The 23,070-nt window shown below is 38.4% G+C and carries 26 protein-coding genes and 1 pseudogene; 8 read left to right on the forward strand and 19 right to left on the reverse strand.

Translation table 11 applies throughout. From position 1 onward, the window contains the following. Positions 1 to 28: 28 nt before the first annotated feature. The 3 genes from JI666_RS10610 to JI666_RS10620 all read right to left on the reverse strand — a co-directional run bounded on the left by JI666_RS10610 (position 29) and on the right by JI666_RS10620 (position 5,691). Positions 29 to 1,999 (reverse strand): hypothetical protein, encoded by a 1,971-nt coding sequence (locus tag JI666_RS10610; RefSeq protein WP_206891583.1) that lies wholly within the window; start codon positions 1,997 to 1,999, stop codon positions 29 to 31. Between the two features lie 32 nt (positions 2,000 to 2,031). Beyond that, a complete protein-coding gene (locus tag JI666_RS10615) occupies positions 2,032 to 3,300 on the reverse strand; it encodes an ATP-grasp domain-containing protein (RefSeq protein WP_206891584.1) in 1,269 nt (422 codons plus the stop codon). A 261-nt stretch (positions 3,301 to 3,561) separates the two neighbouring features. Continuing rightward, positions 3,562 to 5,691 carry an ATP-dependent Clp protease ATP-binding subunit gene (locus JI666_RS10620; protein ID WP_206891586.1) on the reverse strand — a complete coding sequence of 710 codons (2,130 nt, stop codon included), beginning with the start codon at positions 5,689 to 5,691 and terminating at the stop codon, positions 3,562 to 3,564. Between the two features lie 426 nt (positions 5,692 to 6,117). Here JI666_RS10620 and JI666_RS10625 point away from each other — a divergent pair, with 426 nt between their 5' ends. Beyond that, a complete protein-coding gene (locus JI666_RS10625) occupies positions 6,118 to 6,582 on the forward strand; it encodes a hypothetical protein (RefSeq protein ID WP_206891587.1) in 465 nt (154 codons plus the stop codon). Here the strand turns inward: JI666_RS10625 and mnmH are convergent. Further along, a complete protein-coding gene (gene mnmH, locus JI666_RS10630; RefSeq protein ID WP_206891588.1) occupies positions 6,545 to 7,606 on the reverse strand; it encodes a tRNA 2-selenouridine(34) synthase MnmH in 1,062 nt (353 codons plus the stop codon). The two genes, JI666_RS10625 and mnmH, sit on opposite strands and share 38 nt — an antisense overlap. 116 nt (positions 7,607 to 7,722) lie before the next feature. Between mnmH and ymzB the strand changes: the two genes are divergently transcribed. The 3 genes from ymzB (at position 7,723) to JI666_RS10645 (ending at position 9,049) form a co-directional block, all read left to right on the forward strand. After that, positions 7,723 to 8,070 carry a protein YmzB gene (gene ymzB / locus JI666_RS10635; RefSeq protein WP_206891589.1) on the forward strand — a complete coding sequence of 116 codons (348 nt, stop codon included), beginning with the start codon at positions 7,723 to 7,725 and terminating at the stop codon, positions 8,068 to 8,070. Between the two features lie 108 nt (positions 8,071 to 8,178). After that, positions 8,179 to 8,541, forward strand: coding sequence for a DUF4870 domain-containing protein (locus tag JI666_RS10640; protein ID WP_286170736.1), 363 nt, complete (start codon positions 8,179 to 8,181; stop codon positions 8,539 to 8,541). Between the two features lie 310 nt (positions 8,542 to 8,851). After that, entirely contained in the window at positions 8,852 to 9,049 is a 198-nt protein-coding gene (locus JI666_RS10645) for a DUF2188 domain-containing protein (protein WP_136948209.1), read from the forward strand. A gap of 445 nt (positions 9,050 to 9,494) precedes the next feature. Here JI666_RS10645 and JI666_RS10650 read toward each other — a convergent pair whose 3' ends face one another. From JI666_RS10650 to JI666_RS10670, 5 genes and pseudogenes are all read right to left on the reverse strand, one after another. Beyond that, the gene (locus tag JI666_RS10650; protein WP_206891590.1) at positions 9,495 to 9,878 is read right to left on the reverse strand and encodes a KGG domain-containing protein; all 384 of its coding nucleotides are present in this window, start codon (positions 9,876 to 9,878) and stop codon (positions 9,495 to 9,497) included. 106 nt (positions 9,879 to 9,984) lie between these two features. Further along, a pseudogene (locus JI666_RS10655) lies at positions 9,985 to 10,245 on the reverse strand (KGG domain-containing protein); the annotation flags it as partial. Positions 10,246 to 10,420: 175 nt separating this feature from the next. Then, entirely contained in the window at positions 10,421 to 10,861 is a 441-nt protein-coding gene (locus JI666_RS10660; protein WP_206891592.1) for a macro domain-containing protein, read from the reverse strand. Between the two features lie 112 nt (positions 10,862 to 10,973). Beyond that, positions 10,974 to 11,723, reverse strand: coding sequence for a GNAT family N-acetyltransferase (locus tag JI666_RS10665; RefSeq protein ID WP_206891593.1), 750 nt, complete (start codon positions 11,721 to 11,723; stop codon positions 10,974 to 10,976). 3 nt (positions 11,724 to 11,726) lie between these two features. After that, positions 11,727 to 12,425, reverse strand: a complete 699-nt coding sequence (locus JI666_RS10670; RefSeq protein ID WP_206891595.1) for an AIM24 family protein — start codon at positions 12,423 to 12,425, stop codon at positions 11,727 to 11,729. A 144-nt stretch (positions 12,426 to 12,569) separates the two neighbouring features. Between JI666_RS10670 and JI666_RS10675 the strand changes: the two genes are divergently transcribed. Continuing rightward, positions 12,570 to 12,977 carry a DUF948 domain-containing protein gene (locus JI666_RS10675; protein WP_206891596.1) on the forward strand — a complete coding sequence of 136 codons (408 nt, stop codon included), beginning with the start codon at positions 12,570 to 12,572 and terminating at the stop codon, positions 12,975 to 12,977. A gap of 53 nt (positions 12,978 to 13,030) precedes the next feature. Continuing rightward, positions 13,031 to 14,530, forward strand: a complete 1,500-nt coding sequence (gene cls, locus JI666_RS10680) for a cardiolipin synthase (RefSeq protein WP_206891597.1) — start codon at positions 13,031 to 13,033, stop codon at positions 14,528 to 14,530. On the opposite strand, the gene JI666_RS10685 is transcribed toward cls, so the two are convergent. Beyond that, entirely contained in the window at positions 14,525 to 15,079 is a 555-nt protein-coding gene (locus JI666_RS10685) for a GNAT family N-acetyltransferase (protein WP_206891598.1), read from the reverse strand. The two genes, cls and JI666_RS10685, sit on opposite strands and share 6 nt — an antisense overlap. Before the next feature lie 233 nt (positions 15,080 to 15,312). Here JI666_RS10685 and JI666_RS10690 point away from each other — a divergent pair, with 233 nt between their 5' ends. Continuing rightward, positions 15,313 to 15,873: a histidine phosphatase family protein gene (locus JI666_RS10690; RefSeq protein ID WP_211201484.1), complete on the forward strand. Its 561-nt coding sequence runs from the start codon at positions 15,313 to 15,315 to the stop codon at positions 15,871 to 15,873. Between the two features lie 353 nt (positions 15,874 to 16,226). Here JI666_RS10690 and JI666_RS10695 read toward each other — a convergent pair whose 3' ends face one another. Next, complete coding sequence (locus tag JI666_RS10695; RefSeq protein ID WP_206891599.1) at positions 16,227 to 16,397, reverse strand: hypothetical protein; 171 nt, start codon at positions 16,395 to 16,397, stop codon at positions 16,227 to 16,229. 151 nt (positions 16,398 to 16,548) lie between these two features. On the opposite strand from JI666_RS10695, the gene JI666_RS10700 reads away from it, so the two are divergent. Further along, positions 16,549 to 17,880: a DUF2254 domain-containing protein gene (locus tag JI666_RS10700; protein ID WP_206891600.1), complete on the forward strand. Its 1,332-nt coding sequence runs from the start codon at positions 16,549 to 16,551 to the stop codon at positions 17,878 to 17,880. A gap of 39 nt (positions 17,881 to 17,919) precedes the next feature. On the opposite strand, the gene JI666_RS10705 is transcribed toward JI666_RS10700, so the two are convergent. The 8 genes from JI666_RS10705 to JI666_RS10735 form a co-directional block, all read right to left on the reverse strand. Further along, the gene (locus JI666_RS10705) at positions 17,920 to 18,432 is read right to left on the reverse strand and encodes a redoxin domain-containing protein (RefSeq protein ID WP_206891601.1); all 513 of its coding nucleotides are present in this window, start codon (positions 18,430 to 18,432) and stop codon (positions 17,920 to 17,922) included. Between the two features lie 27 nt (positions 18,433 to 18,459). Beyond that, the gene (locus JI666_RS10710) at positions 18,460 to 18,846 is read right to left on the reverse strand and encodes a YueI family protein (RefSeq protein ID WP_206891602.1); all 387 of its coding nucleotides are present in this window, start codon (positions 18,844 to 18,846) and stop codon (positions 18,460 to 18,462) included. Between the two features lie 158 nt (positions 18,847 to 19,004). Next, positions 19,005 to 20,273 (reverse strand): M48 family metallopeptidase, encoded by a 1,269-nt coding sequence (locus JI666_RS10715; protein ID WP_206891604.1) that lies wholly within the window; start codon positions 20,271 to 20,273, stop codon positions 19,005 to 19,007. A gap of 204 nt (positions 20,274 to 20,477) precedes the next feature. Further along, positions 20,478 to 20,726 (reverse strand): hypothetical protein, encoded by a 249-nt coding sequence (locus tag JI666_RS10720; protein WP_206891606.1) that lies wholly within the window; start codon positions 20,724 to 20,726, stop codon positions 20,478 to 20,480. Between the two features lie 144 nt (positions 20,727 to 20,870). After that, complete coding sequence (locus tag JI666_RS10725; RefSeq protein WP_206891608.1) at positions 20,871 to 21,743, reverse strand: Cof-type HAD-IIB family hydrolase; 873 nt, start codon at positions 21,741 to 21,743, stop codon at positions 20,871 to 20,873. A gap of 106 nt (positions 21,744 to 21,849) precedes the next feature. Further along, a complete protein-coding gene (locus JI666_RS21685; protein WP_286170739.1) occupies positions 21,850 to 21,972 on the reverse strand; it encodes a hypothetical protein in 123 nt (40 codons plus the stop codon). 89 nt (positions 21,973 to 22,061) lie between these two features. Beyond that, positions 22,062 to 22,370, reverse strand: a complete 309-nt coding sequence (locus JI666_RS10730) for a branched-chain amino acid transport AzlD family protein (protein WP_206891609.1) — start codon at positions 22,368 to 22,370, stop codon at positions 22,062 to 22,064. Further along, positions 22,363 to 23,070 (reverse strand): AzlC family ABC transporter permease, encoded by a 708-nt coding sequence (locus tag JI666_RS10735; RefSeq protein WP_206891610.1) that lies wholly within the window; start codon positions 23,068 to 23,070, stop codon positions 22,363 to 22,365. The genes JI666_RS10730 and JI666_RS10735 overlap by 8 nt, the downstream gene beginning before the upstream one ends.

Raw genomic sequence — 23,070 nt, forward strand, 5'->3', positions numbered from 1 at the left:
AACAAATCCAAGGCGCTGCAATTCCTATTTATTTACTAATCCATGTGTACTCCTGGCCCCAGCTATCTTGAGCCATTGACTTCACATTTGAGACGTTCTCTGCTTCTACTGCGTAAGCATCTCCCTGTTCATAAGGATTATAGTGAAATGCGTATAACCTGGATGTAAACTCATCGAATGGCAGAGAACTCTCGCCAGGAAGTTCCCCCTGATCCATCACTGTACTTTCAATCCCTTGGCCCCAGTTTTGCGAACCATCATTGTTCGGATTATAGAAATAAACTCGATATTCACCATCTGGGCTCTTCGCAATTCTTTGGATCGAAACTGCATGGAAACCGAGCATCTTCCCATGAACATTTGTAATGAAAATACCAACGGGATTTGGATAGATTAGTTCATAGTCATCGTTGTATTCGGGATGATGTGTAGCATAAAACAATCTCACAAACCCTGGATAATCCGTTACACTACCGGTTATCGGTTCGATAACCGTGCTGAAGCCTTTTTGCACCCAGTCGCCGTAAAAAGCTGGATTAACCCAGCGGTGCCCATCTTCTCCTCTAAGAGCTACGCGGCTCATCATCTCGCTGTAAATACGATCAAGATGCGGGACAAGTACAAGCGATACAGGATCAAGTTCTGGATGTAGATCTGGTGCAAGTCCTCCATGAAGATCCTTGGAATGGATTTGAACACCTTCGAAGACCATATCAATGTCTCCATCACGTGCAGCTCTTGGAATAATCTCAAGTAAATAACCAGGGGCGTGCTGAGCCCATAAACTGATTCCTCTTGCCGCTTGACATGTTGGGTTTAGGCCCTGTCCAACGCCAAGTGGTTGACCAAGAACACTAATCACTCCAGCAAGCAAAATACTATTTGCTGTTAGTCCTTCTCCTTCTCCTACTGTTTTGAAGAGAGCGCTCCTTACTTCAGGACGGATATCTAGTTCAATCAATCGCCTTAAACCTGGCATAACTGGAGAAGCAGATAATACGCCTCTTTCAAGTAATAGAGCAAGACCGTACACCGATTGACATGTGGAAGGGAACAGAGCTACCTTAATAAGCTGATGGACAAGTTCAGCATGTTCCTCAAGATTCGCTTTCCCCTTGCCCGTTAACTGTAGCAAGATAGGAAGAAGGTGTGGAGATTTACGACTCAAAAACCTCGCTAGAACGCTATGTTGAGGAGAGCAAAGTCCTGTATTTCTCATTGAGACTCCGAGCGCTTCACTCTCTTTACGTAACTCTTCAGTAGAGAGTGCCATCAGCTGTTTACGATAGTCATTGGGTAATGGGTTAGCATTACTTAACTCCGATGGACCTTCAATTGAAGCAATGTACTGCTCCAGGACATCACGCTGAGTGCCACTTGTTTCCGTTTTCAACATTTCTTTAGCCATTTTTATCATTGAAACAGTACGCTTTACAGTAATAGGACGTTGTGCGGTCAAGCGTTCAATTTCATAAATAAGTGTTTCTGATAGCGCACTTGAAGAAAGATACTGTGAAATAAATCGAAACAGTCTCTGTGCTTCAATAGTGTTTTCCTTTTTCTCAATTCGCGACGCTTCCGAGGCATCTGGAAAAAGCAAATCAAGGTTAAGGGCCATGACTTCATTCAAGAAGTCCATTGCCATCTCTTGTGATACTTTAGGATGATTCGCTTTTCCTTCTGCAATAGCTAGCATACGCAAATCGCTGAGCATCTCGATGACATATGGAAGACCTTTTGCTTGCAAGGATCCTGCTACTAGTGGAGGTTGCAGCTTTGATGCATCCTCCCATGGACCATCCTGAAAAACCCCTGCATCATCCAATCGATGCGCGTATTGATAGAGCACTTCTAGTCCCTCTTCTGTCTCGAGGAGACGGTTTGCTTCTTGATAAACATCTGTTTGATAACGTGACTTCGCATAAGAAGGCGCATCTTCAAGACGTGTCAATGAGCGGGAAAACCTTGCAATCTTTCCTTCTGTTACTTCAGATGGCATGCTAAATTCTCCTTTATGGTAAAAATATTGTTCTATAGATAGAAATCATATTTTTCATAATCAACTAGTAAACGGGTCATCTCAGCACTATCATCTCCGAAGAAGAAGATGGTACCGTAATGATTTCCAAAGCCTACGCGCTCAGCAACTTTCCCTTGAGGAGGTGTGAACATATCATGCTTCTCAAAGAAATCATGATTTTCAAGTTCTTCTGGAATGTTGAGCTCCTCAATAAAGTTTACATGTGGATGAACCATTAGACATCCAGCATAACCTCGCGCCTCATCTTCAGCTGGGAAGAATTCTCTTAATTCTTCTTCTGTCGTATTTGGATCACTACAAAGAATTTGAGCTTCGTATGCACTGAAACCGTAAGCGCGTTCAATTAAATCAAATATATGACCTCCAGGTACTCTCGCTGCCACTTCTCCAAAGTGAAGAGTGCCATCAGGCATAACGAAATACTCTGGATGAATAACACCATTCTCAATTTCAAATGCTTCAATTAGCTGTTCAATAGCCTTTCGAATAATTGGACGTCTTGATTCTAGAGAAGGGGAAGGCGGAACAAAGTTAGAGTATCCAAGCTTTACATACTCAGTAATATTAAGAAATTGAATTTTCCCATTGTGAACAAAGACTTCACAAGAAAACTCTTGTCCATCCAAATGACTTTCCATTAGTAATGGGAAATCAGTATCTGTTAGTGCTTCAATATCGGCAGGATCATCGATTGCTCGGTGTCCCACTGATCCAGCCTTGTCTAGTGGTTTACAGTGAATTGGTTCATATTTATCACCATCTACTTTTAGAAGAGCATCGTTTACTCTTTTAAGAAAACGCTTTACATCTTCTTTATCTCTCGCTTCTTCAAAAACTCCTACTTTAATACCAGCCATCTGTGCTTTTCGTTTCATCATCCCTTTATCTCTTAAAAGAAGCGAACGATTGAAGAGTCTTGGCTCTTCTCTAAAGCGTGAGTTTAGAGCACCTGCCCATTCAACACATTCTTCATAGAGGGGTACTGCAACCTCTGCACCTAATGCTTTAAGTTGCTTATAAAGTTTGTCAGACCCTTCATTTAATCTGTCAAACTCCCAACCTACGAAAGTGATGTCATGTTTCTCGGCATATTCCTTAAAATCAGGAGGACCCACCACTACAAAAGGCCGATTCAACTTGTCACAGGCCTCAATTGCGGGAAGACTCCATCCAATCAATGCTGTTAAATATGGAATTGTCTTTCCTTCTGGCTGACTTTCTTGTAACGTCTGGTTCATTTCTAGCTGATCCAGTTCCATTTTGTTCTCGCTCCTTTATAAAATAGTAGAGAAGTCTTTCCTGACCTTCTTTATATAACGTAGCAGATCTAACAACTTATTTTAACTAATATTCTGAACTTTCGCCACATAAATACAAAAGAAGTCATAAAACGACATTATATGACACCCATATAATTGGAATAGGTCAGGAATACCGCTACTTATGTACTTCCCTCTTTTTGTAAAAATGTAACAAAAAAAAGAAAGTCGCTCTGTTTAGAACGACTTCCTTTCCAACTATTACGCCTGTTTATTCACGACAATGTTACCTTCAATAAGTTCAACAGTGACTGATTTTACGTCACCCTCATCAACGAGTAGGTCTGCAATTCCATCTTCAACATGTTCTTCAATTACTCTTCGAAGAGGTCGTGCACCAAACGTTGGATTGTATCCTAATTCTGCCAGTTTCGTTTTCGCATCATCACTAATCGTTAGTGATATATTTTGTTCAACAAGACTTTCATCTAATTCATGAATCATTAAATCTACAATCGTAACAAGACTTGTTTGCTCGAGCGAATTAAATGGAATGATACCATCAAATCGATTCAAGAATTCTGGCCTGAAATAGTTTCCTAAACTTTCCATAACTCCTGTATAGCTCTCAGCAGAATCAAATCCAACAGTAATTTTGCGTTCTGAAGTACCAGCATTACTTGTCATAATAATAACAGTATCTTTAAAGCTAACCGTTCTACCCTGACTATCTGTCAAACGACCATCATCTAGAATCTGTAGGAACATATTTTGAACGTCAGGATGCGCCTTTTCGACCTCATCAATTAATAAGATACTATAAGGCTTGCGACGCACTCTTTCGGTTAACTGGCCTGCTTCTTCGTGACCTACATATCCAGGAGGTGAGCCAATGAGCTTAGAAACGGAGTGTTTCTCCATGTACTCACTCATATCAAGTCGAATCATGGCTTCTCTGTCTCCAAACATTTCTTCAGCAAGAGATCTCGAAAGTTCTGTCTTACCTACACCTGTTGGCCCCACGAATAGAAACGACCCGATAGGCCGATTCTGACGTTTTAGACCTGCTCTGCTTCTGCGAATCGCTTTTGCTACCTTGTTTACGGCATCTTCTTGCCCAACTACCTTCGTATTAAGTCTTTCAGCAAGGTTTTTCATTTTGGTCTGTTCATCTTCACGAAGTTTGCGTACAGGGATTCCTGTCTTACCTTCGATAATTTGCTGAATCTCTTCTATATCAATCACATTCTCATTCTTCGAAGAATGATTTACTGTTTCTTCAAGCTGTTTCTCAAGCTTAGACTCCTCATCCCGAAGTTTAGCAGCTTGTTCATAGTCTTCAGCATCTGTCGCTTTTTTCTTGTCTAAAGCGATTTGATGCAAACGTTTCTGAACTTCTTCATGGTTTGTTTCAGCAAATGTTAAGTTCATTTTTGCACCTGCTTCATCCATTAAATCAATGGCCTTATCAGGAAGGAAACGATCTTGTATGAATCGGTTAGACAATGTCACACACGCTTTAATTGCCTCTTCTGTGTAACTAACTTCATGATATTCCTCGTATTTCTGCTTAAGCCCATTTAGAATTTCAATCGCTTCGTCTATGGAAGGTTCATCTACCATCACTGGCTGGAAACGTCGCTCAAGGGCTGCGTCTTTCTCAATTTGTCGATACTCATTAAGGGTAGTTGCACCAATAAGCTGTAACTCTCCCCTTGCGAGTGCTGGTTTAAGAATGTTTCCGGCATCCATTGATCCTTCAGCTGAACCTGCACCGACAATCTGGTGAAGTTCATCAACGAATAAAATGACGTTCTTTCTATTTTGTAGTTCCGAAATCAGCTGCTTCATTCTCTCTTCAAACTGTCCTCGAATTCCTGTGTTTGATACAAGAGACGCTACATCAAGCAAATAAATTTCTTTATTCTTTAGCTTCGAAGGAACGTTTCCTTCAGAAATTCGAAGAGCAAGACCTTCGGCAATGGCCGTTTTACCTACTCCTGCTTCTCCAATAAGCACTGGATTATTTTTGTTTCTTCTATTTAATGTTTCAATCACGCGAGCTACTTCTTGTTCCCTACCAATAACTGGGTCAATTAAACCAGCTTTCGCAGCATCAGAAAGATTTCGACCTAATTCATCAAGCAAGCCGCCTTTTCCGTTTTCCTTTTCTGCTTCAGGCACTTGCTCACTAGTTGAACCGTTTGATGCGTTCATAAAGGAGTTAAAGAAATCGTCTAGTTGACCTTTTGGTGTTGGAGCAGTTTGAGTTTGACCATTCATCACTTTTGTATAACACGTGCTACAAAGATGAACTCGTTTTCTACTCTCATTTACTTGAACATTTAATTGTACTGACGCATTATTTTGCTTGCAATGATCACAAAGCATATGATGGCCTCCTTATAATGTATATCCATAGAATTGAATTAAAGTTTGGTAATAAAAGGACAAAGAAGGTGTTTTGACTTTGACTATCTTTGACCTTATAACCTTATTATAATTTGACTATCTTTGACTTTCAAGTAGTTTGCTTATTTTTCTAAATTACTTAAAGAGAAAAAAGCGCTTTCCCAAAGATTGTTGCTTATGAAACAAATTTTGTCTTAAGAATCAAACTTAGCTGATTGGAGCGGAAATCAACCTCTTTTTAGCAACAATATCTCCGAAAACAGTTTTTTGAAATGTAATATTTGAAATAAAGGAATTTTTTTAAGGGTTGGATAATAGATTGTAATAAACTACTTTTCGACAAAGGGTATACAAGTTTACTAGTACGGTAACAATGATGATAGATTACAAAAGGGAGGATTACAAATGAATGATTCAGTCTATCAATTGATTGTTGAAACGACCGTCAAACGAGTCCCTACCTGTCACGAGTCGCCTGAAGATTTCTTCATTGCCCTTGATGATCGAGACTATCCTTATTTAATCTTACCCACACCGAAAGAAATGTTCGATAATGATGATGTTTTTACCATTCGCTTAATTCCTGATCCATTAAACAGATTTCGGTTTGAAATGGACAACTCATTTACAAAATTATCATTCACTCGCTTTTTTACTTTTTTTGACGACAAATCCTACTACTTCGGTCCAGACGACAACATGCTTATCCATTTCCTGAAGTCGCCTGTTTATAAAAGTTATGTGGCATGGATTAGTAATTTGTATTTCAAACGAATTGACGACCTTATCGAACGATATAACAATGAACAGCTACCGGAAGAAAGAAAATCAATTAAAGCGAAACTTTCTCGCCTTCTGATCGAAGCATAGCTCCCAATCGATCCACTTCATTCTGGACAAGCCGACATCCTTCTTCGAGTGATTCATAAGAAAGGTTCACAATATCACCTTCGTTCTCATATGCCTTATGCTTATACCGAGGGTCATAGTAATGAAGCAATAAACGTTCTACAATTGAGGCATAATTGTTGTTTTCAAATGCTGAGTAGATTTCATCTCGATCTTCATCAGAAAAACGCTTCTCGATTTTGTTAATGCCTCTCATTATTTCGTCTTTATGTTGTTCAGGATGATACGTATTCAGGATCGTTTGAATTCGATAAGAAAGCGGGGCGTGGACTTGTATACGCGTCCCTTTTTGTTTTCCTTCAAGAATGAACTCAGGAATAATAATATTACCAAGTCGCTTGCTTTCTGATTCAATGATATAAAAAGCTGTATCCCCAATTTCTTCTAACCTGTGATAGAGCTTAGCCTCGAATTCCTTCTGACTTCGCTCAGGTAAGTTAACCCTTCCAAATACTGATCCTCGATGAGCAGCAAGTCCTTCGAGGTCAACAACAGGATAACCTCTATTCTCCAAATCGTTTAGAATATCAGTTTTGGATGTGCCAGTTAATCCTTCTAGGACAATGTATGGTGTCTTTTGATTGGATATATGCTCTAACCCTTCTGTCACCTTTTGTCGATAAGAACGAATACCACCTTCAAGCTGATAGCATGAAAGTCCCATCATGTCATAAATGACAGTCAAACTTTTGCTTCGCATACCTCCACGCCAACAGTAGACCACAAATTCTTCTCCACCAGAAAGTTCTTTGGCTTTTTCATAAAAGTCTGGAAGAAATGGAGAAATAAGTGATATACCAAGTACTTTGGCTGCTTCTGTTCCCTTTTGCTTATATGTCGTCCCAACTAACTCTCTCTCTTCATTCGAAAAAACCGGCAAATTGACGGCTCCTGGAATATGAAATTTTTCATATTCAGCAGGCGTTCGTACATCAATAAGCGTGAGTTTTCTATCTAGAACATCATTTATAGCAATTGTCTTCATTACAATCATCCTTTATATCTATTCATATTTCCAAGTATAGCATCAACTCTTTTACAAGTTCAGAGTCACGGTTTATTCACCTTCAATATGGGGAAGGTAATGGTGAGGTGAAAAGAATGAAATCTTCAACAATGTTAACAGAACTTCGTAATACGCTCACTGAGTGGGTTGGTGGACATTTAATTATTGAGAAGAATGAACAAGACGATGTCGATAAGACAATTATGAAGCTTGAAGATTTTGCATTTCAACATCGCGGTGAGACCGTTGATGACTACACAGCATCAACACTTCTTCAGCTTAAGGGAGAAGGTAAAGTGATCTCCGATCAGGCTACTGTTCCACTTCCACACTCATTATTTGAGGTTCCACTAGAGAATATCAACGAAGTCAACCACCAGAATAACGAATTAATGATAGGAACTTCACGTGCTTCTTACCACATAAGTTACAATCCTAATTAACGGGAACCAATTGGTTTCCGTTTTTTATTTAGTACAAAACACCCTAAGAATATCCTATCTTGCTTCGTAATATGCTTATAATAGGTGGCTTTATCAGGGGGGATTCTATTGGATAAACAAGATGCTGCTACTCCTAATCACGAAGCACGCACATGGGCCATGTTTGCCCATCTTTCTGCCCTATCAGGTTACTTAATCCCTTTTGGAAATATTGTCGGGCCTTTAATCATTTGGTCAATTAAAAGAGAGACTGACCCGTTTATCGACGATCAAGGAAAAGAGGCGTTGAATTTCCAAATTAGCATGACGATCTATACTCTTATTCTCGGTATTTTAAGTATCGTAATAATTGGTCTTATTCTGCTTCCTGTTCTTTTCGTTTTCCATCTTGTCTTTATCATTATCGCATCAGTTAAATCCAATCAAGGGGAAACATATCGCTATCCTTTGACCATTCGACTAGTATCTTGAATTTCCAAGAATTTAGTATCTTCACACATAATTTAGCTATGTCCATGTTATAATGGAACTAAACTTATAATGTGGAGGGTCTGCTCTTGGCTGCTAAAGAAAAAGAATGGAACCGTTTTACTGTTTGGGCACTAGCGTTTATGGTTTGGGCTGTGCCAATCGCTTTCATAGTCGGTTTTTACATCACAACAAGACCGCAATAAAATCAGCGTATATACGCTGATTTTTTTATTGTGTAGAAAACTATGTTTTAGCTCTCTTTTAGTTGGGAAATAGTATTACTACAACAGCTTAAAGGAGGATATTTCCCATGAAGGAATATACAGTAGCACCAAATAAAGATGTAACAGGTTGGTACGTTAAAATTGAAGACATTGCACCAACAGACTTATACAAAATGCGTTCAACTGCGATTGAGAAAGCAGAAGAACTAGCTCAGGAAGACACACCTAGCCGCTTGCTAATTCTAAACGAACAGCATGAAGTTGAAGAAGAACGCACATTTTAATGAATATACATAGAAATCCCCTTCACGGATCCGTGAAGGGGATTTCTATCGTTCTAATCATATAAGGCTCTTTTCCTAGACAGTGTTGCTATAAGAGTGAGGGGGATTTCCGCTACAATCAGCCAAGTTTGATTCTTGATACAAAAATTCTTTCAAAAGCAACAATCTTTGAGAAAAGAGTCTTATATAAAGGCTCTTTTCGTAAACATTGTTGCTATAGTGAGTTAATTTCCGCTCCAGGATGCTCGCTTTCCGCGGGGCGGGCGGTGAGCCTCCTCGTCGCTAACGCTCCTGTGGGGTCTCACCTGTCCCGCTAGTCCCGCAGGAGTCGAGCATCCTTCCGCTCCAATCACTAAGATTAGTTTTTTAAAATTATTTCAAAAGCAACAATCTTTTAGAAAAGAGCCTATATAAAAAAGCGAAGGGTTTTCCCTCCGCTCGTTTATTATGAATTCTGATTTCCTCCGCTTTTCTTACCGCCTTTTTCTCCAATTTCACGATAGAATTCTTTATCTTGATTTTTGGACGTTTGCTCTCCGCCTTTTTCTCCAATTTCTTGATAGAATTCTTTATCATGCTCTCTTGCTGTTTTCTTTCCGCCTTTTTCACCGATATCTTCATAGAATTCCTTACCATGTTCATTCGATGTTTTGTTTCCGCCCTTTTCTCCAATTTCCTGGTAAAATTCTTTATCATGTTCCTTAGCCGTCTTTTCTCCACCTTTTTGTCCAATATCTTCATAAAAATCTTTGTTATGTTCCCTTGCTGTCTTTTTACCGCCCTTACGTCCTGCTTCTTCTCTACTCATCTTGTCGTTATTATTAGCCATTTTACATCCTCCTCCAGTATTGTTAATAAATTTAAGTAACACACCGTAAGTTTCATGAAATATGGTCTAGTAGAAAGTGACTTATGCAAAACAAGAGACTAATTTAATTGTCCTGATATCCACTCTTCTTACCGCCTTTTTCTCCAATCTCTTGATAGAATTTCTTATCTTTATTCTTGGACGTTTGCTCTCCGCCCTTCTCACCAATTTCCTGATAGAATTCTTTGTCATTTTCTTTAGCTGTTGTTTCTCCACCTTTTTGACCGATCTCTTGATAGAATTCTTTATCATGTTCTCTCGATGTCTTGTTGCCACCTTTTCGTCCTGCTTCTTCTCTACTCATTTTGTCACTATTGTTATCAGCCATTTACCATTCTCCTTTCATTCAATTTGTATTTCGTTTCCGCTACACTCGTTGTATTCCACGATATCGCTTTTACAAACGGGATAATGGTGTTATTTTACATTTTTGATTCCATCTTACTAAAAATAGGAAAAGTCCCTATCATAAGTAAAACGCCCCCGTGACGGGGACGTTTCATTTAAGAATAGTACACATGTATTGGTTTCTCATACTTCTTTGAAAGCTTCTCTAGAGATTTCTTTACATTGATTAGATCATCTTTATCGATTCCACAACCAATTTTTATTTTAAATCCTTTTTCTTCAAATGGTTTTAATTCTTTAATCATTTGTTCAAACGATTTAATCCAAGCAGGGTAATTTGTTTGAAGTCCTGCAGGTTTATATTGACCATATAAATTAGCAATAATCCGTTTATTATCACGACTTAAAGCAAACGAGCACTTCCCGAGCTTCTTTTTCGGTGAAAATGGAAAGTCTTCATCAGCTTTTGCTGCTTCAGGGTATGTTTCTTTTACTGACTTTGCAATACCAACATCCATGGCATTAAAACAGTCACATTGATGAGCTATAACGGTACAATCACTTTTGAGAAGGTTTCCTTTTTCCAAACTGATCATACATGCACTCTCCTTTGTAGAGAACCCTTTTGTATGATTATAAAGAAAATTCTTTTAATTTCAATAGGAATATTTTACTTCCTTCTGCATAATATGATATGTTTCGCTATTTTTATAACGCTTTGGTAAAAGTTACTACCTCACGACTAGGTACGCAATCGTTATTTCGAAATATTTGTTGCATCGGTTTATTGTCTATTCCCGTACTTCCAATATAATAAGAGGCACCCTTTTCCTTTAGAAGTTGCAATCCAATACGGTGAACGATCGTACCAAGACCTTTTCCCCGCTGATTAGGTAACAATCCATAATAAAATAAGCGCCCTTCTGCTGTTGTTCCAGGCTCGATAATTGGCATAACTACACCAAGAGGTATATCGTTTTTGAAGACAGCATAACAACTCGTTTTATATTGAATACCTATTTCCTGCTTCATACCTTCATATTGCTCTTCGATGGAATAGGGAGAGGGGACATTTAGTGAGCTACTCATAGAAATTTTCCACAGATTGAGAAAGGTATGAATCCCAACCTCTTCTGCAGATAAAAATGTGATATTACAATTGTGATTACAGGAAAAGTTTTCCTTAGATAGGTCGCGAAAATATTCTACTGACCGTTTCTTTACCACATACAACTTTTTCTTCAATTGCTTAAAGTTTCTATTGAAAGACGAATCAATTGTAATAGTGACGTGCTGAACTTGTTCTTTCAAGGCTAACTCTTCTAGTCGATTAATAAAGTGATCTATCTGATCACCTGTTTCTAACTTTTCCACATTCTCAACCGCTAAATAATATGGACGACCATCAAGTAATTTAACACCCGCGTCTCGTACACTTTGCGTTAAAAATGACTCCATCTCTTATCCTTGACTGTTCTGCATATAAACTTCTTCAAATGGCTGTACCACTACAAAACCATCGCCTTCAAATCTCATTTGAATAGACTCGCCACTTCCTCTGCCAAAGAAGGATTTTAAAGATAGATCGGTTTGGAAATTTGGTTGAAGGTGACCAGACCAGGCTACTGTTGCATTAGGGTCTGTAATGACTGGCTTTTCAGGAGTCACCCGAATCGTGAGAGGCTCATAATGACTTGTTATAGCAACCATTCCAGGCCCTTTACATGTTACATTAAACAACCCACCTGCCATCATACCTGTAATTCGTTTCATCATTTTTATATCCCAATCAATTCCATCTTCAAAAGCTAATAAATCATTCCCATTCACGCTTATTGATTCGCCCTGGTTCAAATGAATTATGGAAATCTTTTTCCCTGCATCAGCAAGATATAGTTTTCCATTTCCCTGTGCTTTCATTAGGGAAGCCCCTTCACCTGTTAGAGCCTTCTTGAACATTTTCCCTAACCCATGCTCAAGGATACCTTCTCTTTCAAATTTAATTTCACCATTGTACGTAATCATACCACCTGATTTAGCCCATACACGACCATTTAAATTCACTTCAAGGATTCTCGGTGTCTCAAGTTCAAAGAACCCCTCGCCTTTGTCCTTTTGTTCAGTTGATTGTATAAATTCTTCCATCGAATATCGATTCATTTCTGATCTCCCCTTCCATTCTCTTCTTACGTAATACAATAATTAATCGTTTCAATTTTGAGTAAATTATTTAGAGAGAAATTGTTTGTGAATAGGTATTGAAGGGTAAATTAACCCTAATACAATCGACTAGGAGGTATTGAGATGATTATCGTATATATAAGTATTGCAATTGTCGTTCTTTCATTCGTCTACTTAGGTTACATAGTCGTACAAAATTTAAAGGAAACGAAGAAATCATTAACGAATCTTTCTGAAACAGCTGCACGTTTTCAAGAAAAAGTTGATAAAATTAACTCTGAAACAAATCAATTAACAGAAACGACTTCTACAATATCTAATGGGATCCAAACAAAGAAGGAAACGGTACAAAGCGTTATTGAAACAGCTAAGGCTTCACCTGAACCTTTCAAAAAGCTATTCTCATCAATTAAAAACACGCCAAATCCACAGCGTGAAACATCTGATTCTCAATTGACCGAAATTGGTGACAAGCTTATTGATTTGTGGGGCCGCTACCGCGTGAAGCGAAAGACAAATCAAGCGGAGTAAGGGCATAGCCCTTACTTTTTTTCGTCCAAAAATTTTTCTTAGGTGGGCTATTCATGAAACAAACAAGACAAATTATTTTCTTTTTGGTAATGACTTCTTCACTTTCAATCATTTTCTTCACTTCTTTGCCATCCCAATGGAAGTGGATTTCTGGTATAACGTATAGTGTTATTTTACTTTCCATTTTATATGTTCTTTTACTAGAGGGACGTTCGCCATACAAAACGTTACTTTGGATATACGTTCTTATTTTCTTTCCAATCATTGGATACGTATTCTTCCTATTTTCTGGTCAACTCGAAGTAAAAGGACACTTATTTAAAGAAAAACGATCAAATGGGCTTAAGTTCTTCCAACAGTATGTTAACTTCCCTCCTTCAGAACACTGGAATAAATTAACTGAACGAAACCAAAATTTCTCTAACTTAATTGCTACAATGGTTTCAAGTCCAATAAGCATGAGGTCTAGCACAAAGCTATTGCTTAACGGAAGCCAAACTTTCTCTTCGATCAAAGAAGAAATTCAGAAGGCAGAAACATATATTCATATGGAATACTATACGTTCCGTTCTGATGAACTCGGAACGTCTATTATTGACTTACTTATTGAGAAAGCAAAGGAAGGCGTTGAGGTAAGAGTCCTTTACGATTCAATCGGTAGCCACAATCTCTCAAGAGCTTCTAAAAAAGCGTTGAAGGAGGCCGGTGCTAGCGTACAACAATTCCTACCAATCAAATATGGTTTCTTCAATCAAACGGTGAACTTCCGCAATCATCGTAAAATTATCGTCATTGATGGGAAGACCGGTTTTGTTGGTGGCCTTAACATTGGTGACGAGTATGCTGGTGATATGAACAACATGCGCTTTTGGCGCGATACACATGTTCTTGTTAAAGGTGAAGTTCTTTCTGCCCTTCATGCAGTATTCCTAATGGACTGGTTCTACATGTGCGGAGAAGAATTAAACACAACCAAATATCTAGAAACATATGAAGTAGAAGGAAACGGCGGTACACAACTAGTTGCAAGTGGGCCAGATACAAAACGAGGAGCGATGTCTGATCTTTATTTCAGTCTAATCACATCTGCACAAGAACGGATTTGGATCGCTACACCTTATTTCGTTCCAAATAAAGCGATCCGCACAGCTCTCGCGATGGCGGCAATGAGAGGTATTCAAGTTAGACTAATTGTACCTGAAATAAGCGATGGGTTTCTAACACAATATGGGACAAGGTCTTACTTCTCAGAACTTCTTGATTATGGTGTAGATATATATATGTATCAAAAAGGGTTTCTTCATCAAAAAATCATGATTATTGATGAAGATGTTGCGACGATTGGAACTGCTAACATGGACATGCGCTCAATGAATTTAAATTTCGAAGTTAACTTATTTCTATTTCAAGCGAGTACAGTAACTGATCTTGTAGAAGCTTACAAGAACGACATAAATGATTCGGTCAAAGTTACAAAAGAATCCTACAGTAAACGGGGGTTGAAGCATCGAACAAAAGAGTCCTTTGCAAGACTCTTCTCACCCGTCTTATAAACTTGACCAATCTTTCTTCAAAAGAGAATGCATAATTAAATCCATGTAGTTCCCACTAGCATATGTATAGTCTCGTAGGAGACCCTCTTCTTGGAATCCTAGCTTTGTAACAAGTTTCCTAGAAGGTGTATTCTCAGGGTGAATTAACGCACCAATACGATGAATCTGTAATTCACTGAAGGCAAAGGAGATGATAGCTGTTAATGCTTCTGTCATGTAACCTTTGCCTTCTTCTTCTTGTTTTAACTCATAGCCTATCTCAATTCTGTTAACTCTCTTTGCCCAGTTATGGAAGCCACATGTGCCAATTAGGTTACCAGTCTCATGACACTCTATGCCAAATCGAATTGCCTGTTGATTCTCAAAACCTTTCCTAAAGCTCATTAACATGCCTTCTACTTCTTCTAAACTTCCAACCACTTCACTCCCATAGTATTTCATTGTCCGTGTGTTTGAGAATATGGATAATAAAGTAGGTAAATCTTTTTCAGTCAATTCTCTTAACTTCAAGCGTTCCGTTACTCGTTCTGGGAAATCTTTGTTGGTCACTGTTTTCATTCCTTTATGATGGATTAGTTAAAAAAGGCTTAAAGAACGCACAGTATGCATTCTTTAAGCAAGGGGGAAAACAACTTATCTTAAGGGGGTCTCTCTTATAACGACTAAACCGCTTAAAAAGTTTCATTATTCTTCAAATTCTTTTTATTTATCCTTTTCCATGATAAGATTTCACTAAATAACCGTAGGATCATTTTAGAAATGCTTATTCAGGAGTGAGGATATTGATTAAACAACTTTATCTTATTAGACATTGTTCAGCAGAAGGACAGGAGGCAGAGGCTTCATTAACAAAAGAGGGACGTTATCAAGCCATTAAGCTTGCTAACTCACTTAAATCTGTGTCCTTTGATAAATTATATAGCTCCCCATTTAGACGCGCGATACAATCCATTGAACCCCTTGCGCAAGTGTTAGATCAACCAGTTACAATTGATGACCGACTAAGTGAAAGAAGATTAACAGCAGAACCAATTGATAACTGGCTAGAAGAACTTGAAAAAACATTCAACGATACTTCTTATAAACTTGGTGGTGGCGAATCGAGTGAGGAAGCGTCTGCCAGAGGCTTGGAAGTACTTGAGGAAGCAATACATCATACGGAAGAGTCCGCTCTACTCATAACCCATGGCAATCTCTTAACTTTACTGTTACGCCATTTCGAATCGTCCTTAGGATTTGATACATGGAAATCATTAACTAATCCAGATATTTATTGTCTAACTTTCAAAGATGATTGCTATGAATCAATGAAGCACATAAACCTAGAAAGGCAAGGGTTATAATGAATATTCAACGTTTCCATTGCTGTGCCACATGCATTCATTACGAAGTTGTTAAGAACGAACAGACTACATATCGGTGCGCAAGACTAGGCTTTGAAACAAGACCTACATATCAATTTAATTGCTGGGAACCAAAAGAAGTAGTTAAGAGAAAAATGGAAAAAGAGAACCGCCATTTAGATTGAAAGCTTTTTCTTAGACCCTACAGGCGCGCCGAGGAGGCTCACCGCCTGCTCCGCGGAAAGCGAGCATCCCTTGAGCGGAAATCAACTACTACTCTTATAGCAACAATCTCTAAGGAAATAGACAAACAAAAAAATGACCTCCTTGCTAAGGGAGGTTAAAAAGTTACTTCAGGATGTGCCTGATAACATCAATTCTTCTTTCCATTTCTCTATTTGATCATTCGGAGCATCCCAACTAATCCAAGAGGCCATAATCTTCACATCATTCGATTCTACAACCCAATACTCGTATCTTTTCTCATTAATATTTCGATAAATTCCTGTCCTATCAATCTTCATCCTCTTCTCCTCCTCTTTCCTCTTCATTTATTACTACCCGTAAACAGACTTGTATAAAATACATTCTGTTCCTAGGATTGATTAACGTATGAAGTTGTATCCTCTTACCACATACTACTAACAAACCTACTTGTAGAGGATATGGACAAATATGGAGCACAATAAATTCAAAATTATTCAATCGAGCTTTTGGTTTATTCCAACCTTTTATGGCGTTGGAGCATTTATCGCTGCAATTGTTACCCTTCTATTTGATCGATACATTATTCAAGGAAATGCCATTATCCTTCCGTACTTTTTCTTTGCTTCTTACGATACAAGTGTGACCATTTTAAGTACGCTTGTAAGTTCTATGCTAACGATGACAACCATTACGTTCTCAACAATTATGGTTGTTCTTACAACATATTTATCTAATTTTTCTCCCCGTACCCTTCAGAATTTCATAACAGATCGTATCACCAAAAGAGTTCTAGGGATTTTTGTGGGCGGTGTTATTTACTTTATTATTCTTCTACTCTTAATTGAACAAAGTAACAAGGACACGGTTTATATTGCGCCAGTATTCGCAGTTGTTTATGCCATTATATGTGTTGCTTATTTTGTTTTCTTTATTCATCATGTCTCGAATTGGATCCTTGTTGGTAACTTGATACAACATATTACTAATAACACGTTAGCAACAATTGATAGGGCTTATTTAGATTTTGAAGAAGCGAATGAGGGTGAAGTTGCTTCATGGGATTCATGGGAATTGGATGAAATTAAAATGAAAAGTCCAACAACAATTCGAGCTTCTAGATCTGGATATCTTCAGAATGTGGATATTTCGGATTTGATACGACTCGCGACTAATCAGGATTTGATTGTTAGGCTCGAAAAAGACATTGGTGAATATGTGGATGAAGGAACGATTATATTCTCCTATTGGTCCTCTACAGCTAAACCTGATCCATCCAAGCTATTAAATACTCTCTCTCTCGGAACAGAGCGAACAACAGACCAGGATATTGAATACGGCATTCAAAAATTAGTAGAAATCGCTTTAAGAGCCATTTCACCTGGAATAAACGATCCAAATACTGCAATCAATTGCATTAACCGTCTAGGCAAAGTCCTATCTCGATTAGGACAAAAACATATTCCAGAGCCACTCTATCATGATAAGAATAAGAATTTACGTGTTATTACTAAGCCAGTAACGTATAGTAGGTACTTATACAAAAGCTTCTATCAAATTAGACACTATGCTAGGGAAGACGTTTCTGTTCTGGCCTCCATTCTTCAATCATTAGAGATCGCAGCAGATGGCAATAAACACGATACTCATGAAACCATTTGGGAATTTGGACAATTTGTTATTCGGGGATTTGATCCTAATGTTCTAGATGAGTTTGATCATCGCTACATTAATGAAAAACTCAAAAAATTGGCTGATGCTACTGGTTTTCATGATGCCTATCAACCACTTTCTCGTGAGTAGTAACAGAAAAAACGGTCTCTAATGAGACCGTTTCTTCTATCAATCAACATGATCTAACCATTTCTCCATGTCGTCTAATGTGAGTGGACCAACTCGTTTCTCTTGAATAACCCCTTCCCCATCGACCATAAATGAAGTTGGCATTGAGATTACTTTGTAAAGCTTCTCTCCTACTTTTCCTTCTCGATCCATTAGTATTGGAAATCTGAGTTCATTCGCTTCCACAAAGGCAGGGATAGCTTCCTTATCTGGCTCAAACTTAGTGAAATTAACTGATAAAACGGCAACTTCTTCACCGTGAACATCTGCAAAACTTTGGATGTCCGGCATTTCTTCTTTACAAGGCGGACACCAAGTGGCCCAGAAATTTAGAAACACTGGTTTACCCTCGTAATCTGACAGGCTAACTTTCTCCCCATCAAGCGATGTTAGAGTGAAGTCTGCGGCCTTGTCTCCAATTTCTGTACCAACACTTCGATCCGCTATAACTGTATTATATACTCCCCACCCTAGTGCTATTGCAAGGACGAGTAGAACAAACTTCTTAATCATACGCCTTCGCTCCTTTTTCTTCAAAGGTTAATCCAGCTCGAAGAAGTCATCATGTACAAAGACTTCCTCTCTCTCTACTGCATCCTGTTTTGACGCAAGTACAAGACCGAGCGGCGTATCTGTTTCTTTATCATTCACAATCTCAAATGACAAAGATGTCTTACTTGCTTCTTTAATATATTTTGAAAGCATAGAATACGGTAAATCACCATTAAGATAAAGAATCCCATTACGAATTCCCTTCAACTCTTGTTTCACTTCTTTGTAAACAACTTTCTGTGCTACCTGTCTTTTCGTAAGAGCCACAAAAACTCGCTCTCTAAAGGTTGATAAATATAGTGCTTTTTCAGCCGGCTTCAGTTCAGGTGTACCATGTATGCCAGCATCAAGTACTCGCTTAATATCTTCGTTCACGTTTGCCACCTCATCTTGTAGGATACTTCTATTTTCTCACAGAAACTTATTTCAATGCTAGTTAGAAAGGCCTGTCCCTACCATCCTATAATAGAGTTAACCATTCTTAAAGTGAAGGTTCTGTTAACAGGTTTACAAAAAAGAGAAAAGCACTCAAGCTATTCAGCGTGAGTGCTTTTCTTATAGTCATTGAGCATTATTAAACGTTCCATCATTGTGGGATGACCGTATTTGAAATACTTCACAATAAAAGGTGGATTAACTTCATTTAAACTATTCACAGTAAGCGTTTGAAACGATCCAACCGCTGCATCCACATCATCTGTCATCTCAATCGCATATTGATCTGCCTCCATTTCAGCATGTCTTGAAATAGCAAGTTCTACTGGACTTGCGATAAATGACATAACTGAGAATAACAGCAACAATGCAGGCAATGAAGCAAGATCAGATTCAGAAGACACTCCCCATGTTTTGCCCCATTTCCGTATCATCCCGCCAAGAAGTCGGTATGCGAGATAAAGACCAATTAAACTTGAAACGAGGGCCCCAATTAAATTTCCATAAAGATGATTCATTACGTAATGACCCATCTCGTGAGCCATTATGAAAAGAACCTCATCATCATCTAACTTATTCATCGTTGTATCCCACAGTACAATGCGAAGATTTGAACCAATTCCTGAAACATATGCATTCATTGCATTTGTCTTCTCCGACATGTTTACTTCAAAAACTCGATTTGCAGGAATATCTGCTGTTTCAGCCATATCAAGAATTTGCTCTTCCAATGCTTTATCAGACAAGGAAGTAAAATCATTGTAAAGAGGATCAATTACTACAGGTTGAATATACATCATAAATGCGAGATAAGGTACCATCAATCCCCATGCCGCAAGCCACCATTTCTTCTTGAAGCGTTTTATAACGGCATAGAGAACACCAATGACAATTGAAGTTAGTCCAACATCAATCCAAAATGAGATCATCTCATCTTTCATCCATCCGGAAAATGACTGAGTATTAATGCCATACTTAACCGATAGTGATCTTGCCCAATAATGAAGAGGGAAAGTTACCACCCAGGTGAAGGCTGTCAGCAGAAGAATGTATAATGGTACGATTACAACCTTCTTTTTTGAAATACCTTCGCTAAATTGTTTAAAGAGCTTGGATAAACCGAAACCTAGAATGCCCAGATAGATGATCCATTCCAATGGAATCGCAATAAAGGATAAAAAGCTTCTGTAGCGAGAATACTCTTCTGAAAGTTGAAGCTGTCGATCTGTCATGAAGGTTGCTGGATCTGCTGCTGTCCCCTTATAAACGTCTGGCACTCCGAAATCAGCCCAGTAGAACAAATAAAGCCCCATAAAGAGGGCATAAATGGAGAAGCCCAGAATAATCCAGGTTATTCGTTTTTTCATTTTCATTCTCCTCCCAATGCTATCTCTTTACCAATAGTACGAGCAAATCCTTTTTTTAGAACTATCTCTGCATAATCATATCCAGTTGCATTCTTGCAAGCAAGTTCAGGTCAATGATAGCCATTAAACAACAATGAAATACTACTCATTTTAAACTTCACATAAAAAAAGAAACCGACAGCAGTTTGTCGGTTTCAAATTTGTTCATTTTTCTACATATAAGTTTGTACGATCGTAAGTGTGATCAAATCGGTTTAAGATGCCACAATCTGGGCATTCTGCAAGAACGTGTAGTTCTACAATAGGTGCCTGGCTGCTTTTTGTTGTAATTCCTGTTGCTTCAACCCTTTCATCTGATTCATTCTTCTTGCTTGCAAGAGGTATAAACCAGGTATACTCATTGTCACACATTCTGCATGTAGCTTTTTCTTCTATTTCTGTAGGTTTCATCATCGTTTTTCCAGCTCCTTTTGCAGAGTATTTCAAAGACTGCGAGAACAAGGGTCCGGAAAACCTCTTCACTTAGTTGGGAATCCCTTCCTGTAGAAAGAAGTTCCCGTTGATCAAAAATTCAAACATTAATTAATTTTACTTAAACTAATTAGACAGTAAATCTTCATCCATTATTTTATAAATGGCATGAGCCACCCCATCCTCTTCATTGCTTTTCGTTACGAAAGCTACACTATTCTTAATTTCCTGATCTGCATTTCCCATCGCAATTGAATAAGCCGCTTTTCTTAACATGGAAAGGTCATTGTAGTTGTCACCAATAGCAGCAGTATGCTTCATATTTAATCCTTGATCAGCAACAAATGTTTCGAGCGCTAGGCCTTTTTGTGCATTCTCATGGTTAATTTCAAGGTTTTCTTTACCAGAGGATGTAACAACGGTCTGTTTAATATCATTCGCTTTAGCTGAAGCGCGATTTAAGCGCTCCTTATCAGAAGAGAAGCTAAGAAACTTATACACATGAAGTTCGTTATCCTCTATCAACTCATTAAAATTATCTACTGTCTTTAAAGATAAGCTCTCAAACTGTCGCTCTGCACCAACCTTCATTTCTTCTTCTGTTAAATTAGGGTTGGAACTTCTCATCATATCGATAATTAGTTCAATTGTTCCGTCATAGTCATGTGTAAATACTCCTTTATTTGTGAAAAGTTGATAATAAATACCTTCCTCATCTAGAATATCTTTAACAGAGCGAACTTGCTGGTCATCAAGGTAAATCGCATGTTGAATCTCGCCCTCTGTTGAACGTATTTCTGCACCATTGTAGCAAATGATCGGGAGTGTTAAACCCGTTCCTTCAAGGGGTTTCAAAGCACCATCATAGGCCCTCCCAGTATTAAGGACAACCGTTATATCCTGACTTTGAGCTTCTCGAATGGCGTTCACATTCTCTGAACTGATAGTTTGTTCATTCGTTAGAAGCGTACCGTCCATATCAATTGAAATACATCGCATAAGATCAACATCCTTTTCTACTTATAGTGAGTTACTGTGAATCAATCCATGAAACCATTTCGAATCAAACAAAAAAAGAGCTTTTGAAAAAGCTCTCTAGTAGGTATTATCTTTTGTTATTCATAAAGAAGTCAATAAATGAGGTAAACATCTCGACAGATTGGAACCAGACAAGCGATAAGGCAGTCATTGAGAAAAAGCCAACCATCAATATGCGAAAGAAATGCATGATCCATTCCTCCTCTTCAACCTCTATAATTTGGTTTGTATTAGTTATATCATATAAATCAAAATTTTGTAATTAAATTATTTTGGTTTTCACGAAAAAAAGTAGGCATATGCGCTAAGTACACTAACGGAAACCATCACAACGATAATCAAGTTGGCGCCAAGGTAAGCAGCTAAAAACGCAGCACCTGCTCCAATGAGACCGAACATGATATTATCACTAATCGTTAGAACACCAGGGAAAATCAAAGCACCTAGTATCGCGAACGGAACATTTTTCAATACATTTTGCACAGAGGATGGAATGTTTTCAGATTTAAAGAAAACGAGTGGAACCATTCTTGGGATATACGTAACAATGGCAAGACCTAAAATAATCAATAGCATCGAGCTACTCATAATACTTCCTCCCCACAATCCATTCGATAAGTATGGATGACAGTAGTGTTGCTAATACAATCGCCCAACCTGTAGATAAATGTGCCCATGTGAACAAACTGTTTAATAATGCAGCAACTCCAGCTAGAAGAAGTACTTTTCTACTTTTTTTAGCAGAAGGGATCAACAAACCGATAAACATTGCATATAGCGCAACACTCATCCCCTGCTGAACCACGCTGGGTAAGGAAGCACCAACTATGTATCCTCCTCCTGTGAACGCAACCCAACTTGAATAAGAAATGAGACAAAGCCCATACATATAACCTGTCGTTATTTCTCCGTGCTTTGTAGCTGATACTGTGAACGTTTCATCCGTTATTCCAAAAGCATAAATCGCTTTTTTCCATGGCGTATCTTCCATAACCTTTTCATTTATGGAGGCACTCATTAATAGATGGCGAATGTTAACTATGAAGATCGTAAAAATAATTTCAAAAGCGCCAGTGCCGATCGCGAGCAGGCTAAGGGTAATATACTGAGCAGCTCCTGCAAAAACAAGTACGCTCATTAATACAGCCTCATAAAGGGTGAGACCAGTCGTTCTTGCAAGCAATCCAAATGTGAGGGCAACTGGCATATATCCAATAGCAATACTAATACCTGCTTTCAGCCCCTCTGTAAATCCAGATTCACTTTTTGTTACGCTAATAGCCTGCAT

This window comes from Bacillus sp. NTK071 (genome assembly GCF_017303315.1).
Classification (GTDB): Bacteria; Bacillota; Bacilli; order Bacillales; family Guptibacillaceae; genus Guptibacillus.

Bases quoted from the DNA above. Each gene is read 5' to 3' on its own strand.
- JI666_RS10675 (WP_206891596.1), top strand. From the start codon at position 12,570: ATGATTATCGTATATATAAGTATTGCAATTGTCGTTCTTTCATTCGTC.
- JI666_RS10695 (WP_206891599.1), bottom strand. From the start codon at position 16,397: ATGAAGATTGATAGGACAGGAATTTATCGAAATATTAATGAGAAAAGA.
- JI666_RS10670 (WP_206891595.1), bottom strand. From the start codon at position 12,425: ATGAATCGATATTCGATGGAAGAATTTATACAATCAACTGAACAAAAG.
- JI666_RS21685 (WP_286170739.1), bottom strand. From the start codon at position 21,972: ATGCATTTCTTTCGCATATTGATGGTTGGCTTTTTCTCAATGACTGCC.
- JI666_RS10730 (WP_206891609.1), bottom strand. From the start codon at position 22,370: ATGAGTAGCTCGATGCTATTGATTATTTTAGGTCTTGCCATTGTTACG.
- JI666_RS10700 (WP_206891600.1), top strand. From the start codon at position 16,549: ATGGAGCACAATAAATTCAAAATTATTCAATCGAGCTTTTGGTTTATT.
- JI666_RS10620 (WP_206891586.1), bottom strand. From the start codon at position 5,691: ATGCTTTGTGATCATTGCAAGCAAAATAATGCGTCAGTACAATTAAAT.
- ymzB (WP_206891589.1), top strand. From the start codon at position 7,723: ATGAAATCTTCAACAATGTTAACAGAACTTCGTAATACGCTCACTGAG.
- JI666_RS10615 (WP_206891584.1), bottom strand. From the start codon at position 3,300: ATGGAACTGGATCAGCTAGAAATGAACCAGACGTTACAAGAAAGTCAG.
- JI666_RS10645 (WP_136948209.1), top strand. From the start codon at position 8,852: ATGAAGGAATATACAGTAGCACCAAATAAAGATGTAACAGGTTGGTAC.
- JI666_RS10705 (WP_206891601.1), bottom strand. From the start codon at position 18,432: ATGATTAAGAAGTTTGTTCTACTCGTCCTTGCAATAGCACTAGGGTGG.
- JI666_RS10650 (WP_206891590.1), bottom strand. From the start codon at position 9,878: ATGGCTAATAATAACGACAAGATGAGTAGAGAAGAAGCAGGACGTAAG.
- cls (WP_206891597.1), top strand. From the start codon at position 13,031: ATGAAACAAACAAGACAAATTATTTTCTTTTTGGTAATGACTTCTTCA.
- JI666_RS10735 (WP_206891610.1), bottom strand. From the start codon at position 23,070: ATGCAGGCTATTAGCGTAACAAAAAGTGAATCTGGATTTACAGAGGGG.
- JI666_RS10660 (WP_206891592.1), bottom strand. From the start codon at position 10,861: ATGATCAGTTTGGAAAAAGGAAACCTTCTCAAAAGTGATTGTACCGTT.
- JI666_RS10665 (WP_206891593.1), bottom strand. From the start codon at position 11,723: ATGGAGTCATTTTTAACGCAAAGTGTACGAGACGCGGGTGTTAAATTA.
- mnmH (WP_206891588.1), bottom strand. From the start codon at position 7,606: ATGAAGACAATTGCTATAAATGATGTTCTAGATAGAAAACTCACGCTT.
- JI666_RS10715 (WP_206891604.1), bottom strand. From the start codon at position 20,273: ATGAAAAAACGAATAACCTGGATTATTCTGGGCTTCTCCATTTATGCC.
- JI666_RS10610 (WP_206891583.1), bottom strand. From the start codon at position 1,999: ATGCCATCTGAAGTAACAGAAGGAAAGATTGCAAGGTTTTCCCGCTCA.
- JI666_RS10725 (WP_206891608.1), bottom strand. From the start codon at position 21,743: ATGCGATGTATTTCAATTGATATGGACGGTACGCTTCTAACGAATGAA.
- JI666_RS10720 (WP_206891606.1), bottom strand. From the start codon at position 20,726: ATGATGAAACCTACAGAAATAGAAGAAAAAGCTACATGCAGAATGTGT.
- JI666_RS10625 (WP_206891587.1), top strand. From the start codon at position 6,118: ATGAATGATTCAGTCTATCAATTGATTGTTGAAACGACCGTCAAACGA.